12 protein-coding genes and 1 tRNA gene are annotated in these 14,235 nt (G+C 41.4%); 11 read left to right on the top strand and 2 right to left on the bottom strand.

Annotated elements, in window-relative coordinates; genetic code table 11:
* The first annotated feature begins 13 nt into the window (after positions 1–13).
* On the top strand, positions 14–577 hold the full coding sequence (locus ACYVIL_RS06945; RefSeq protein ID WP_303475474.1) for a PhnA domain-containing protein: 564 nt from the start codon (positions 14–16) through the stop codon (positions 575–577).
* A 193-nt stretch (positions 578–770) separates the two neighbouring features.
* On the opposite strand, the gene ACYVIL_RS06940 is transcribed toward ACYVIL_RS06945, so the two are convergent.
* Complete coding sequence (locus ACYVIL_RS06940) at positions 771–2,504, bottom strand: lysophospholipid acyltransferase family protein (RefSeq protein ID WP_303475533.1); 1,734 nt, start codon at positions 2,502–2,504, stop codon at positions 771–773.
* A gap of 151 nt (positions 2,505–2,655) precedes the next feature.
* Here ACYVIL_RS06940 and pyrC point away from each other — a divergent pair, with 151 nt between their 5' ends.
* From pyrC to dbpA, 4 genes are read left to right on the top strand one after another with little or no spacing between them, the layout of a single operon-like run.
* On the top strand, positions 2,656–3,693 hold the full coding sequence (gene pyrC / locus ACYVIL_RS06935) for a dihydroorotase (RefSeq protein ID WP_303475476.1): 1,038 nt from the start codon (positions 2,656–2,658) through the stop codon (positions 3,691–3,693).
* Positions 3,693–4,541, top strand: coding sequence for a substrate-binding periplasmic protein (locus ACYVIL_RS06930; RefSeq protein ID WP_303475479.1), 849 nt, complete (start codon positions 3,693–3,695; stop codon positions 4,539–4,541). Before pyrC ends, ACYVIL_RS06930 begins: the two co-directional genes overlap by 1 nt.
* A 12-nt stretch (positions 4,542–4,553) precedes the next feature.
* Positions 4,554–5,243: a crotonase/enoyl-CoA hydratase family protein gene (locus ACYVIL_RS06925; protein WP_460312003.1), complete on the top strand. Its 690-nt coding sequence runs from the start codon at positions 4,554–4,556 to the stop codon at positions 5,241–5,243.
* 35 nt (positions 5,244–5,278) lie between these two features.
* Positions 5,279–6,655, top strand: coding sequence for an ATP-dependent RNA helicase DbpA (gene dbpA, locus ACYVIL_RS06920; RefSeq protein ID WP_303475485.1), 1,377 nt, complete (start codon positions 5,279–5,281; stop codon positions 6,653–6,655).
* Positions 6,656–6,765: 110 nt separating this feature from the next.
* Here the strand turns inward: dbpA and ACYVIL_RS06915 are convergent, their stop codons facing one another.
* Positions 6,766–8,988 (bottom strand): M13 family metallopeptidase, encoded by a 2,223-nt coding sequence (locus ACYVIL_RS06915; RefSeq protein WP_460312002.1) that lies wholly within the window; start codon positions 8,986–8,988, stop codon positions 6,766–6,768.
* 364 nt (positions 8,989–9,352) lie between these two features.
* Between ACYVIL_RS06915 and ACYVIL_RS06910 the strand changes: the two genes are divergently transcribed.
* The 6 genes from ACYVIL_RS06910 (at position 9,353) to nusG (ending at position 13,733) form a co-directional block, all read left to right on the top strand.
* Positions 9,353–9,769 (top strand): MAPEG family protein, encoded by a 417-nt coding sequence (locus ACYVIL_RS06910; RefSeq protein ID WP_303475489.1) that lies wholly within the window; start codon positions 9,353–9,355, stop codon positions 9,767–9,769.
* 30 nt (positions 9,770–9,799) lie between these two features.
* Positions 9,800–10,411, top strand: coding sequence for an RraA family protein (locus ACYVIL_RS06905; protein ID WP_460312001.1), 612 nt, complete (start codon positions 9,800–9,802; stop codon positions 10,409–10,411).
* 18 nt (positions 10,412–10,429) lie between these two features.
* Positions 10,430–12,271, top strand: coding sequence for an ABC transporter ATP-binding protein (locus ACYVIL_RS06900; protein WP_460312000.1), 1,842 nt, complete (start codon positions 10,430–10,432; stop codon positions 12,269–12,271).
* 380 nt (positions 12,272–12,651) lie between these two features.
* A tRNA-Trp gene (locus ACYVIL_RS06895) sits at positions 12,652–12,728 on the top strand.
* Positions 12,729–12,815: 87 nt separating this feature from the next.
* Positions 12,816–13,193 (top strand): preprotein translocase subunit SecE, encoded by a 378-nt coding sequence (secE, locus tag ACYVIL_RS06890; RefSeq protein WP_303475496.1) that lies wholly within the window; start codon positions 12,816–12,818, stop codon positions 13,191–13,193.
* 3 nt (positions 13,194–13,196) lie between these two features.
* Complete coding sequence (gene nusG / locus ACYVIL_RS06885; protein ID WP_303475499.1) at positions 13,197–13,733, top strand: transcription termination/antitermination protein NusG; 537 nt, start codon at positions 13,197–13,199, stop codon at positions 13,731–13,733.
* The last annotated feature ends 502 nt before the right edge of the window (positions 13,734–14,235 follow it).

Here is a 14,235-nt window from a genome sequence, read left to right as displayed (position 1 = left end):
CAAAGGTTTTAGCATGTCTATCGAACAAACTCTTTTATCTCGCAGCAACAAAGCGTGTGAATTATGCGGCGCAACTGACTCATTGGTCGTGTATGAAGTTCCGCCAGAAGAGGCCCATGCAGATAAATGTATTTTAGTATGCAGTACATGCCAATCACAAATAGCGGGTGATGCAGAGCTTGATATGACCCATTGGCGTTGTTTAAACGATAGTATGTGGAGCCAAGTACCAGCAGTGCAAATCGTCGCATGGCGGATGCTTAAAAGGTTGTCTACTGAAGGCTGGGCGCAGGATCTTTTAGACATGTTATATCTAGATGAAGATATGCTTAAATGGGCAGAGTCAGGTCTTGTTGAGCAAAATGAAGAGCCAACCTTAGATTGTAACGGCACAGCGTTGCAGGCTGGCGATACAGTCACTTTAGTAAAAGATTTAAACGTAAAAGGCGCGAATTTTACCGCCAAACGCGGAACCGCAGTTCGCGGTATTGCGTTGAGCAGCAATCCTGAGCATATTGAAGGCAAAGTGAATGGTCAGCGAATAGTGATCATCAGTGCCTATACCAAAAAATCATAATCGTAATTTAGGCATCAGCCCGAAGGTCGACTTGCGTGTTTTGATGTGGAAAAATATTTCCATGGCCTAAAGACCCTGCTACAGGGAGATGTTTAGCATTCTTTCCTCGTTGCTGTAGGTGGGGGATTTATCCCCTAGTTTTTGCCTTTGTATTTCATGGGCTAAAGCGCCATGCTACAGGGAGATGGCGCACTCAACCTTCGTTTAACTTATACTGTTTCCACGCCTCTCCCAAATAAAGCTTCAACAGCTTCTCGGGGGCTTTCGGAAGTTCAACGCTCAATAGCAATCCTGGAGTGTCATTGAAATTTCCGTCTATGCCCAAACAGTGAAATTTAGCCCCGAGTTTTAAATAATGCTTGGCTAGGATTGGAATGTCTTTTCCATCACTCTCTATGGCCGCTAATAAGGTGGTTAAATGTGCGGATAAGTCGTGTTCTTTGGCAAAATCTAAAATTTCCGGGTGGGGTGGAAAATTGAATTTTTTATGGGGCGTTACTTTGTCTGTTGGCGTGACTAGCCCATGCTCGATTAATGCAACCGAACGTGGGTTATAAAGCTTACTCAACGAAACTGTGCCATATAGCGTCCGATAATGGGGAAATTTACATACAAATGCGCCAATACCTCGCCATAATAAAAACAATCCTTGGAAGCTCTTTTGATATTCGGGTATCAAAAATGATCGGCCTAGCTCAAGACAGGGCTGCTGTCGGTTTACAAATCCCGCCGAAAAGTTAAACATACGTGCCAAGTACAATTGAGATATGTCACCTTGTTCCAACAATTTGTCGGTTTGCCCCATCCGATATGCACCAATAATATTTTGTTTTTCATTATTAACCACAAATAATTGGGTGTAAGTGGCATCAAACTCATCAGTATCTATTGGTTCACCGCTGCCTTCATTATGCTGGCGAAAAACGAGTTCCCGTAATCTGGCAATTTCAACTACTGTGTTAGGAAGTTGGTGTTGATAGCCGTAATAAACGGAAAATTCTTTGTGCACTAACAAACATTGATCTTTAGGTAGGTTCTGCAATTCCTGGGCTATTTGTTGCCAAGGTACTTGATTTGCTAATGGTGCTTGTTGAATTTGTTGATCCGCAGGCCACGCCATATTCCAAAAAGGGTCTTGAGAATAACTCTGAATCCTGCAAAGTGCGGCCTGTTGTTTACTGTCTTCAACTTTATAAGTATTTGGCTTTACTAATGAACCACAGCTAATTTGTACTTGAGAGTTGTTTTTATTGAGTAACTCTCGAGCTAACATGAGCAATCTAAAGCGGTAATAAACCCGTCCTAGTCGATAGAATAAGGGACTATTTTGACCACTTACAAAAATGGGTAAAAAATGCGCTTGAGAAGCGTTAATAAGTTTCCCCACTATGCGGTTCCAATGATGTTCACTTATGCGTTTCTTATCGCCTTGGTAGTATGCAACACGACCTGCGGGGAATACCAATAACGCACCACCTTGTTTAACATGTTTCAAGCTTGCACGAATAGAAGGTGTATTTTTAGGATCGCGCTCAGACAATGGATTGGTAAAAATAAAGTAGTCTTTGAGCTCTGGAAAAAGTTTTAATCCTTGATTGGCTAACACTTGCAGGTCTGGACGTATTTGACCTATTAGCAAACACAATATTACGCCTTCTATACCACCAAATGGGTGATTGCTAGCAATTACCAGTGGACCAGATTTAGGAATATTTTTTTGAACAGTCTCTCCACCTAACACTTCAATATTGAGTACTTCCAATAATTTTTCGGCAAACGCTTCTTTTTCAAGCCCTTGCATTTGATGTTGCTTATAAAGAACATCCATTTTCTTAACGCCCACTAAGCGGTCTAAGAGTTTAAGGGCAAGTGTGAGCGGTCCTTTTTTTTGCTCCACAAGATTAACCAGACTGATAGATGTCGACACCTGATGCTGCATATTTTCAGTTATTCTCAACAACGACAATTAATCTTTACCTTATAACAGAAGCTATTTATGCAATGCAAAAGATTATTTTTGCAATTTTTCGGGCATAATAGGGGGAAGATTTAGCGTAAACTATTACTATAGGCCAATGATGAATAAAATTACGATTACTGCCCCAGACGATTGGCACCTGCATTTCCGTGATCACGATATGTTAGGGGAAACGGTTCCAGCAACTGCCAGGTGTTTTCAACGTGCCATTGCAATGCCAAATTTAGTACCGCCCGTCACTACTGCTAAAATGGCAATGGAATATAAATCACGGATTTTGGCCGCCCGACCTGAAAATAGTCATTTTGAGCCACTCATGGTGTTGTTCCTCACGAATGAGACCAGTAAGCAAGATATCATAGATGCTAAAAACGCAGGTGTGGTAGCAGCTAAATTGTATCCTGCCGGTGCGACTACCAACTCAGATGCAGCAGTAGCTGGAATAGAAGCTCTGTATCCCGTTTTTGAAGAAATGGCCGAACAGCAAATGCTGCTACTCATTCATGGAGAAGTGACGCAAGCCCATATTGATATTTTCGACCGAGAAAAAGAGTTTATCGATCAGCATCTTGCACAAATTGTAGAACGTTTTCCTCACTTGAAAATAGTCTTTGAACATATCACTACCTCTGACGCTGCGGAGTTTGTTTTGCAAAGTTCTGACAAGGTAGCAGCCACCATTACCCCACAACATTTATTATTGAACCGTAATGATTTGCTAGTGGGAGGGGTCCGTCCTCACAATTTCTGTTTACCTGTACTTAAACGTAACACCCATCAGCAAGCCTTAAGAAAAGTCGTTGCTAGCGGTTCTAAAAAGTTCTTTTTAGGGACGGACTCTGCGCCCCATGAAAAGCATAGAAAAGAATCCGCATGCGGATGTGCAGGCTGTTATAGTGCGTGGAGTGCGTTAGAATTATACGCGCAGATATTTGACGATTTAGGTGCAATCGATAAGCTTGAGGGCTTTAGTAGTCACTTTGGTGCAGACTTCTATGGCTTAGCACGCAACACCCAAACCGTAACATTAGTCAAAGAAAAGTGGCAAATACCTGAACAAATCATCCTTCCAAACGGAAACCCCATTGTACCGTTTTTCGCAGGACAAACAGTTGATTGGAAAATAGAAAACCTTTAATGATGCAATTAAGGCGAATGTTTTCTTTATATAAATTAGCCTCCATATCAACCGGTAATTTAGTCATATTATTACTGGGTTTTTATTATGGTGGGGCGTCCGCACAATCTTCCGAAGATTTTTGGGTTTTGGCATATCCTGAACCGCCTTTTGTTGAACAGACAGATAAGGGCAAGTTAACAGGATTTTTAGTTGATGAAGTGAACGGGATTTTGACAACCGCTGGGATTCATCAGCAAATTCTACTAGCCCCTTGGAAACGCCTTGAACAAGAAGCTAAAATTAAAGCGAATGTGTTGGCCTTTGCTTTGACTCGCACGGCAGAAAGTGAGCAAAATTATCACTGGATTACGCCTTTAACTGCAAATGTGTATTCAGTTTATAGCTCTCAAAAACTCGCTAGCCCGTTAAATAATCTTGAGCAATTATCTGAATTTGACTCCATTGCAGTATTAGAGAATGATGTTCGTCACAAAATACTGCAGGCGCAAAATGCTAAGAACATTCACGCCTATACAAGTTGGTCAGAGGCAATTGATAGTGTCGTTAATGAACACTCCAGTGCAATATTTTTTTCGGATGCAGGAATGCAATATTTTTGTCGCGTCCAAGGGAAAGGCTGCAGTCAGCTAGAACGCGTATTTATGTATGAAGAAACGGTCACTTATCTTACGTTGTCAAAACTGGAGTCAAGCCCAGAGTTGGTGAACAGATTAAAAAATGCGGCAAAGCAATACAAGCAATCAGATGCATTTAAACGAATTTCTAAATATTGGCTTAAACAATACGAAAACCTGCCTATTCCTATGCATATGGAAGAAGGTGTACTTAATTTGTGGAATAAATAATCGGACCTGACTATGACTAAACTTGTTAGTTATCAAAATCAAGAAACTTATGTCTTAATTACTATCGATAATGGGAAGGCCAATGCTCTTTCACCAGACGTTATTGAGCAAGTAAATTTGTGTTTAGACAAGGCTGAGAAAAATCAAAAAGTAGTGGTGTTAACTGGCAAAGCAGGTATGTTCTGTGCAGGTTTTGATTTAGGCGTGATGAAACAGAGTGTTGAGTCAGCAAGGGAGCTCGTGAAAATGGGGTCCATGTTGTCAAAGCGCCTTTTATCCTTTCCAACCCCGGTTATTGCTGCTTGCTCAGGACATGCGGTAGCCAAGGGAGCATTTCTTTTGTTATCAACAGATTATCGTATTGGTACCGACGGAGATTTTAAAATTGGTTTGAATGAAGTGGCCATCGGTATGACCATGCACCAAGTTGGTATTGAGTTGGCGCGCAACCGTTTAACTCCTCGCTTTTTCAATCGTTCGGTTATTAACGCTGAAATCTTTAGTCCTGGACAAGCACTAGAGGCCGGATTTTTAGACTTGGTTGCGAAGCCCAAAAAGTTTGAAAAAACCGTAAACAAAGTTGCCTCCGCAATGGCTTCTTTAGATTTGAAATCTCACCGGGCAACTAAATTGAAAGCAAGAGCTGAACATTTGGCCGCTTTAGAAAAAGCCATTGAGATTGATCTCACCAGTTCCTTCTAACTACTTTTAACCTTTATTTTAAAGAGAGCACTTTAGTGACCCAATTTTCGTCTTTGCCATTAAAACCTGAACTTGTTAGTAATTTGGAAACCCTTGGATTTGAGGGGATGACCGAAATTCAACAACAGAGTCTTCCCAAAATTTTGGCAGGCAAGGATGTCGTTGCAAAAGCAAAAACCGGTAGTGGCAAAACTGTTGCTTTTGCGTTGGGGTTGCTAAATCGACTGAATGTGGAGCGCTTTAGAGTGCAAACATTGGTTATGTGCCCTACTCGTGAATTGGCTGAGCAAGTAGCAGAAGAAATTCGTCGAGTTGGGCGGATGATTGATAATATGAAGGTCCTCACCCTGTGTGGAGGAAGTCCTATGGGGCCGCAAATTGGTTCCCTTTCCCATGGCGCGCATATAATTGTTGGTACTCCAGGGCGGATAATGGATCACCTCTCTAAACGTCGTCTTAATTTAGCTGAAGTGAATACGCTGGTATTAGATGAAGCCGACCGAATGTTAGATATGGGCTTCGAAGAGGAAATGGAAACCGTAATTCGAGCTGTACCCACTGACCGACAAACTCTTTTATTTTCAGCGACCTATCCGGATCAAATTAAACAGATTAGCCTCAAGATACAACGCAATCCCATTGAAGTTACGGTGGAATCAACCCATGACACCAGTAAAATTAAACAAATCTTTTTTGAAGTAGAAGAACCCCATAAAATTAAAGCAACTGCAGCACTGTTGACAGAATTTCAACCAGAGTCCGCGATCATATTTTGCAATACCAAAATAGCTTGTCATGAACTCTTAGAAGCACTGGCTGAAATGGGATTTTCGGTGGATGCATTGCACGGTGACTTAGAACAAAAAGATCGCAATCAAGTTTTAGTCCGCTTTGCCAACAAAAGCTTATCGGTATTGATTGCCACAGATGTTGCATCAAGAGGGCTCGATGTGAAGGGCGTAGGCGCAGTCATTAACTATCAAATTACCCCAGATCCGGAAGTACACATTCACCGGATTGGTCGCACAGGTCGTGCTGATGCAGAAGGATTAGCTTTGACTCTATGCACGCCAAAAGAGATGGGGCGGGCAAATGCCATTGAAGATTATCAGCAACGAAAGATTGAATGGAAAGGAATTCAAGCCCTTCGTTTTCATGCTAACCGCATTGTTCAACCTGAGTATCAAACAATCTGTATCGACGGTGGGAAAAAAGCCAAATTGCGTCCTGGTGATATTTTAGGGGCCCTAACCAAAGATGCGGATGTCTCAGGGGAAGATATCGGTAAAATAAAAGTAACGGCAACCCATAGCTATGTGGCAGTGAAGGTAAGGAGTGTTAAACGCAGCTTGAAGCAGTTTAACGAAGGTAAAATGAAAGGGCGTAAATTTAAAGCCAGAAAGTTACGTTAGTTTTTGCTTCATTAGGCTAAATCCGCGAATAAAAAACGCCCCGTAGACAACCCATTTCTTTAATACAAGAGTGCAAATGCACTCTTATATTTCATTCGTTTCAATTACCACTACCAAATCTGCACCCGATCTTTTGGCTCCAGATAGAGTGTATCTCCTTTTTTTACATCAAATGCAGAGTAAAATTCCGAAATATTGGGTACTACTCCGTTCACTCTATATTTGGGTGGAGAATGGGGATCATTGTTAATTAGGTTACGTAAGGTTTCATCTCGCATAACGGCTGCCCAGACTTGAGCATAGCCTAAGAAAACCCGCTGTTGACCAGTGTAGCCATCGAGTATTTGAGACCCTTCGTCATGCAAGCTTAATTCATACGCTTTGAGGGCAATTCTCAAGCCTCCTAAGTCACCAATATTCTCGCCAAGGGTAAATTCGCCGTTAACGTGCAAATCTTTAAAGGGTTTAAACTTATTATATTGTTTGACCAATTGTTTAGTCCGCTTCTTAAACTCTTGTTGATCTGCGTCAGCCCACCAATTTCGCAATACCCCATCACCATCGAAGGTACTTCCCACATCATCAAAGCCATGACCTATTTCATGGCCAATTACAGCTCCAATAGCACCGTAATTAACAGCATCATCTGCGTCTATGTTAAAAAATGGTGGTTGTAATATTCCAGCTGGAAAGACAATTTCATTCGCTGGTGGGTTATAATAGGCATTCACGGTTTGCGGAGTCATATACCATTCATTTTTCTGCACTGGGCCTGGTTGTTTTTCAAGTAACTGCTGCCACTGAAGTTCATCAGAGCGCTTAATATTTCCGATTAAGTCTGATTTAGCAATCTGAAGCTGTGAGTAGTCTTTCCATTCATCGGGATAACCAATTTTAACTGTGAACTTTGATAATTTATCCAAGGCTTCAGTTTTGGTGGCGTCAGACATCCAATCGAGATTTTTGATACTGGTTTCGTATGTTGCTAATAGGTTATTAACCATATCTAACATTCGTGCCTTGGCGTCAGGGGAAAAATGTTGTTTCACATAAACTTCGCCCACTACCTCGCCTAGGTGATCATTAACAAAACTAACTCCTCTGCGCCATCTTGGTTTCTGTTCTTCAACACCGTTGAGTACTTTGCTGAAAAACGCGAAATGTGCCTTATCTAAATCAGTGGTTAAATAGGAGGCGGTTTGATTGATAACCATCCATTTTAGATAGGTTTTCCAAGTTGATAAGGGGGTTTTGGCAATAATATTGTCCAAGGCTTCCATATAATCTGTTTGCAGGAAGACTAGTGCATCTAAATCCGAAAGCCCTAGTTCTGCTAGCATGATGGGCCAATCAAAATTAGGCATTAGTTCTGAAAGTTTACTCACTGGTACTTTGTTATACTGGGCCGCAATATCCCGCGTTTTTTCTTTTTTCAGATGTTTAGAGGCGAGTTTTGTTTCTAGATCTACAATAATTTTTGCACTTTTTTTGGGATCTTCCAGGCCCACTAATTCCAACATTTTGACTATGTGTTTTTGGTATTTACCTTTTATTTCCTGATACGACCCTTTGCTGCTTGTGTAGTATTCTCTGTCGGGTAGGCCTAAACCAGCCTGCCACGAATGAATCATATAGAAATTTGGGTTTTTCATATCAATATATTGTTCAATGACGAAAGGTGTACCAAAGCTATGTATGTTGGCATATGCAAAATAACTCGCTAACTGTTGATGGTTTTCTATTGCATCTATTTTGCTAAATTCGGGGGTAAGGGGGGCAAGTCCTATTTTGTCTCGTGTATTCATGTCTGTATATGAGGTGTATAAGTCACCTACTTTTTGCTCACTACTGCCTTCTTTAAAGTTACCCTGTGACGCATTTTGGATGATAGCCAATACGTTTTCCTGGGCTTCATCTGCGAGTAATTGAAAGGAGTTTAGGCCTGTTTTATCGGCAGGAATTTCTACCTTGTCCAGCCATTTCCCATTAGCAAATCGATAAAAATCATCTCCTGGTTTAACTTCTTTATCTATATTATCCAAAATAATCCCTGAACTAGGGAGTTGAGTGGACACTTCTGCTTCCTTTGGGGACGGAATTTCAGTAGGAGGTTGTTCAATTTTAGGCGCAATCACTATGGGTGACTCTTCCACTTCAGGTGGCTCTGACAGATCTTTTACAGGAGTTTCATCTTGCGGTGATTCCGTCTGAGAGTTTGCCTTTTTAGGCTCTTCTGGCTGAGTTTCTTGTTGTTCAGAAACTTCGACTGGAGCGGGATCAGAGCAACCCCAGAGAAAAACAAACACCGTGAGTATTAAACAATAATATTTCATCAAACTCTCTTACGCTAGGTTGTAAACCAATAAAATGTATATTTGAATCGATTCTACAATCCAATTTATGCATGAATCGATTGAATGTTCTTTGAGTTGAAGAGCAAAACAGCAATTTCATTTGCACTTCCTAGAATTATGCCAGTACTAAGTATATAAGATGTATAATCTGTTTGGACTTAATTGGTTTAGAGCATGTTAGCCAAGTCTTACACCTTCAAGTTTTTCTAAAACTGTTTTTACTTAGTTGCAAAGCCTCAATAATCAACAGACGTAAAACAACGCTACATCTGAACTTATTTCTAATTATGCAATATTTGAGTTAACTTACCACTACAGACTATTTCCGTACAAAGGAATATTAATGAATGCTACTATTATCGCTCTGCTTGGATACATTAGCTGGACGTTACTTTTACTTATCCTATTAGCGGCCTATAGAACCATTTTAGTGAGCCAAAAACAACGATTACCCAATCAGTTTAAAGCGGACGGTTCTGATTCACCTGATTTTGGGCAACGACTCACTCGAGCTCACCTTAATTGTGCAGAAAGCTTTGTATTGATTGGCGGAACTATGCTGGCGGCGCTAGCGACAAACGCCTCTGCCATTACAGATACGTTGGCGTATTACTTGCTGGCAGCAAGATTAGGACAATCTGTTGTTCATCTTGTCTCGACCTCAGTGATGGCTGTTCAGATTCGATTTGTATTTTTCCTCATTCAAATTGGAATTTGTATTTATTGGCTGTTCAAGCTTGTGACAAATTTTGCGTATTAATATTTCTAAAAAATAAAAAGGTGATTATTTATGCTCGATATGAATTTATTCAAACAAATTTCCCCATGTGAATATGCTGACGCATTACCTCGAGAGCAATTTATTGATTATAAAATATCAAGTCTTTGGCCACAGCCACCGCGTATTGCTGGTCCGGCATTTACGGTAAATTGCGAACCTGGTGATCACCTAATGCTGCACGCGGCAATATATGAAGCTTCGCCGGGGGATATCATTGTAGTGAAGTCTGACCCTCAGTATGCTGCCGCCGGCGGAAATGTTTGTGCAATTGCGAAAGAAAGAGGTATTGCGGGTTTTGTTATTGATGGTGTCATTCGCGACCTAGCCGAAACCCGAGATATACAATTTCCTGTGTTTGCCCGTGGGGTTATCCCTTATCCAGGGTCGAAAAAAGCGTATTCGCCGTTGAATCAAACTATTAAATGCGGTGGTGTAACTGTCAACCCCGGTGATATTGTGATTGCTGATGAAGAAGGTATTGCTGTTGTGCCTAAAGACCAAGCTGAGTCAGCCTATGAAATTGCAAAAGCGCGCACCGACAAAGATGCACAAACTTCATTACAACAATGGCAGGACAATCATAAGCGTAATATTGATAATATTATTTCGAAACTCAAATAGACTCTAGTTGGAACCTGAATGTTTTCATTTTTCGAACGGTTGACTCAACCGTTCCCTGTTGAACACCCCACAACTCCGCCTAAAACCCTTATTGCTTTTTGTCGTCATTACACTAAAGGAATGTGGCCGGTTATTTTTACGGTATCGCTTTTAGCCGCGTCGGTCGCTGCCTTAGAAGTTTCGTTATTTGGTTATGTTGGTCAGCTTGTTGACTGGCTTTCAAACCGGGACCCCAAGACCTTTATTCAGCAAGAAAGCACCAGCTTGATTTGGATGGGATTGGTTATTTTGGTGATATTACCTTGTTTAGTGGTATTGCAATCATTGCTGACCCACCAAACTTTGTTGGGTAATTATCCAATGAAGATACGTTGGCAAGCACATCGCTATTTACTAGGGCAAAGTATTGGCTTTTTCCAAAATGAATTTGCAGGTCGTGTAGCAACAAAAGTGATGCAAACCGCTTTGGCAGTTCGCGAAGCGGTAATGAAATCACTGGATATTTTTGTTTATGTGAGTGTTTATTTTATCAGTATTCTGGTGTTGGTATTTTCCATTGATTGGCGCTTAACTGTGCCTTTGCTCGCTTGGTTACTTACTTACATTATCATTCTACGAACTTTTATTCCTCGCCTTAAAAAAGTATCGCAAAAACAAGCAGATGCCCGCTCGATCATGACCGGCAGAATCGTTGATAGTTATACCAATATTATGACGGTAAAACTTTTTTCCCACAGCCAGCGGGAATCTGAATATGCGCGAGAGGGAATGAGCGGTTTTTTGCATACTGTTTATCCACAAATGCGGTTAGTTACAACACTTTATGGATTCGTTTGGTTCTCTAACGCTTTACTGGTTTTTAGTGTTAGCGCGCTAGCTATTTATTTGTGGATAAATCAATTGGTAACGCCAGGGGATTTGGCGGTCGCCATTAGCTTGTGTCTAAGGCTCAATGGTATGGCTCAATGGATAATGTGGGAAGTCTCTTCATTGTTTGAAAATATTGGTACTGTTCAAGATGGTATTAACACCTTGGCCAACGATGTTGCGGTGAAAGACGCACCTGATGCGTCTAATTTAAAGGTTAGTGGTGGTGCCATTGAATTTAAAAATATCGATTTTGGCTATGCTGGACCCGAAGGCAAGCCCATAGAAGTATTTAAACAGTTAAACTTGTCCATAAAGCCGGGTGAAAAAGTCGGATTAGTTGGCCGTTCTGGTGCGGGTAAATCTACCTTGGTTAATCTTTTGCTAAGATTCTTTGATGTGCAAAATGGCAATATACTTATTGATGGGCAGGAAATTAAACAGGTCACTCAAGAAAGCTTGCGAGCCAATATCAGCATGGTGACCCAAGATACTTCCCTTTTACATCGCTCCGTAAGAGAAAATATTATTTATGGCCGCGCTGATGCAACAGAAGAGCAAATGCAAATTGCCGCAAAACAAGCGGAAGCTGATGAGTTTATTCAGCAGCTTTCTGACTTGAACGGCAATGTTGGTTATGACGCTCAAGTGGGAGAGCGGGGAGTAAAATTATCTGGAGGTCAACGACAACGGATCGCCATTGCCAGAGTTATGTTGAAAGACGCACCTATTTTAATCTTAGATGAGGCAACTTCGGCATTAGACTCTGAAGTGGAAGCCGCTATCCAACAATGCTTGAACCAAGTTATGGTAGATAAAACCGTGCTCGCTATTGCCCATCGACTATCTACGATTGCGCAAATGGATCGCTTGTTAGTATTAGAGCAAGGAAGAATTGTCGAATCGGGTAGTCATAGCGAACTCTTGGCGCAAAATGGTATCTATGCAAAGCTATGGTCCCATCAAACAGGCGGTTTTATTGGTGTGGATTAATATTCACAGCCACCAAGCAATATCAATATTTTGATGACTCTTCTGGTGTTCTAACGGAATAATTGAATTGGCAGCTGAATTATTTAGTTCACCCGTTGCGTGAGATTATCTGAGTTATAAGTTCATTCTAAGCGCGTAGAAGTGAAGCAAAGGTGTTTGCTTGCAGTTGTTTGTTCCCTAGCTGTATTGAACAATTGCAACTCACGAAAACATCCTTCTCCTTAAAGTTGTTTTAGTACTGGCATTTTACGTCATGGAAACTCATTTTTACTTGAATAGCGGCGCTCAATGAGTATAATACGCGTCCCTCCTTGTGTGACTCCAAATTTTCCAATAAAAAATTGGTTGAAATCACAAGGTTGGTGTAACCGAAATTTGTTAGGGGTGTAGTTCCAATTGGTAGAACAGCGGTCTCCAAAACCGATGGTTGGGGGTTCGAATCCCTCCACCCCTGCCAATTTTCGTCAGAGCACATAAATTTGAATTTAAACATACTGGTTTTCTTGAAACACAATTGACCAGTATTTATTACGGAAGTAAGAATATGAGCGAAAAAGCAGAATCACCATCCAATTCATTGGATATGCTCAAATGGTTGATTATCGTCTTGATCTTGGGCGGAGTAATAGCTGCTAATACCTATTATCAAGAAATTTCTGTGCTTTATCGTGCACTTGCTGCTGTAGCATTGGTAGTGATTGCCGGCTTTATTGCCAGCAGTACGGTAAAAGGTAGCGCATTCTTAACTTTTGCAAAAGAATCTCGAGTTGAAGTTCGTAAAGTTGTTTGGCCAACAAGGCAAGAAGCAACAACGACGACTTTGATCGTTTTAGCGGCTACCGCTTTTATGTCTATTGTGCTTTATCTCCTAGATATGGCCATTGTGGAAATCGTATCTTTTATAACCGGTTTAGGAGTGTAAATCATGTCTGATAAAAAATGGTATGTAGTTCAAGCATTTTCTGGTTATGAAGGTCGTGTTCAAAAAACCTTAATTGAACATATTAAAATGAACGGCATGGAAGATTACTTTGGTGAGATACTTGTTCCTACCGAAGAAGTCGTTGAAATGCGTGCAGGTCAAAAGCGTAAAAGCGAACGCAAATTTTTCCCAGGCTATGTGCTTGTTGAAATGGAAATGAATGAAGAGTCTTGGCATTTAGTGAAAAGCGTTCCTAGAGTGTTAGGCTTTATTGGTGGGACATCAGACCGTCCTATGCCTATTTCTAAGAAAGAAGCGGATGCAATACTTAATCGTTTGGAAGAGTCAGTCGACAAGCCAAAACCAAAAACCTTGTTCGAACCAGGCGAAGTGGTTCGCGTTACCGATGGTCCTTTTGCAGATTTCAACGGTGTTGTCGAAGAAGTCGATTACGAAAAAAGCCGCTTGAAGGTGTCAGTACTTATTTTTGGTCGCTCTACACCAGTAGAACTAGAATTCGGCCAAGTCGAAAAAGGGTGAAGGAGGCTGAATTTAGCTTCGTAGAAGCGTTAGCCGACTGAACGACTGGCATGGATGTCAGGCTGGAATCCAGCCACAGGATGTGCACGAAGAGACGACGTTGGGTCGTCTTTTTTGTTTCTATAACTAGCGAATTGGACGACCGAAACGAAGTTTCGCAGCTTGCTGAACGACCGACATGGGTAAAGCTGGTCTTATTAGGAGCGAAGCTCCGTCCAGCTGCACGACCGCTCAAGGACGTGCGGGCTGGACGTCATACCAAGGACGGGTCAGCATGGGTTTTGTATATTACTAATAATTTCATTGAAGTGAATAGCTGGAACCAAGCCACAGGATGTGTACGAAGAGACGACGTTGGGTCGTCTTTTTTTTTGTAGCATGGTCTTTAGGCCATGGACTTCCAATTTATTTGCGGGGCTAAAGCACCCGCCTACAGGGAATGTATTTGTAGCATGGTCTTCAGGCCATGGATTTTGAATTTATATGCGGGGCTAAAGCACCC

The sequence above is a fragment of the Aliiglaciecola aliphaticivorans genome (assembly GCF_054782055.1).
The sequence above is the reverse complement of the archived record's forward strand: the minus strand, read 5'-3'. Positions and strand labels throughout refer to the sequence as shown.

Excerpts from the sequence above, each read along its gene's own strand:
- ACYVIL_RS06905 (WP_460312001.1), top strand. The coding sequence starts at position 9,800 with ATGCTCGATATGAATTTATTCAAACAAATTTCCCCATGTGAATATGCT.
- ACYVIL_RS06945 (WP_303475474.1), top strand. The coding sequence starts at position 14 with ATGTCTATCGAACAAACTCTTTTATCTCGCAGCAACAAAGCGTGTGAA.
- ACYVIL_RS06910 (WP_303475489.1), top strand. The coding sequence starts at position 9,353 with ATGAATGCTACTATTATCGCTCTGCTTGGATACATTAGCTGGACGTTA.
- ACYVIL_RS06900 (WP_460312000.1), top strand. The coding sequence starts at position 10,430 with ATGTTTTCATTTTTCGAACGGTTGACTCAACCGTTCCCTGTTGAACAC.
- ACYVIL_RS06925 (WP_460312003.1), top strand. The coding sequence starts at position 4,554 with ATGACTAAACTTGTTAGTTATCAAAATCAAGAAACTTATGTCTTAATT.
- ACYVIL_RS06915 (WP_460312002.1), bottom strand. The coding sequence starts at position 8,988 with ATGAAATATTATTGTTTAATACTCACGGTGTTTGTTTTTCTCTGGGGT.
- pyrC (WP_303475476.1), top strand. The coding sequence starts at position 2,656 with ATGAATAAAATTACGATTACTGCCCCAGACGATTGGCACCTGCATTTC.
- ACYVIL_RS06930 (WP_303475479.1), top strand. The coding sequence starts at position 3,693 with ATGATGCAATTAAGGCGAATGTTTTCTTTATATAAATTAGCCTCCATA.
- secE (WP_303475496.1), top strand. The coding sequence starts at position 12,816 with ATGAGCGAAAAAGCAGAATCACCATCCAATTCATTGGATATGCTCAAA.
- nusG (WP_303475499.1), top strand. The coding sequence starts at position 13,197 with ATGTCTGATAAAAAATGGTATGTAGTTCAAGCATTTTCTGGTTATGAA.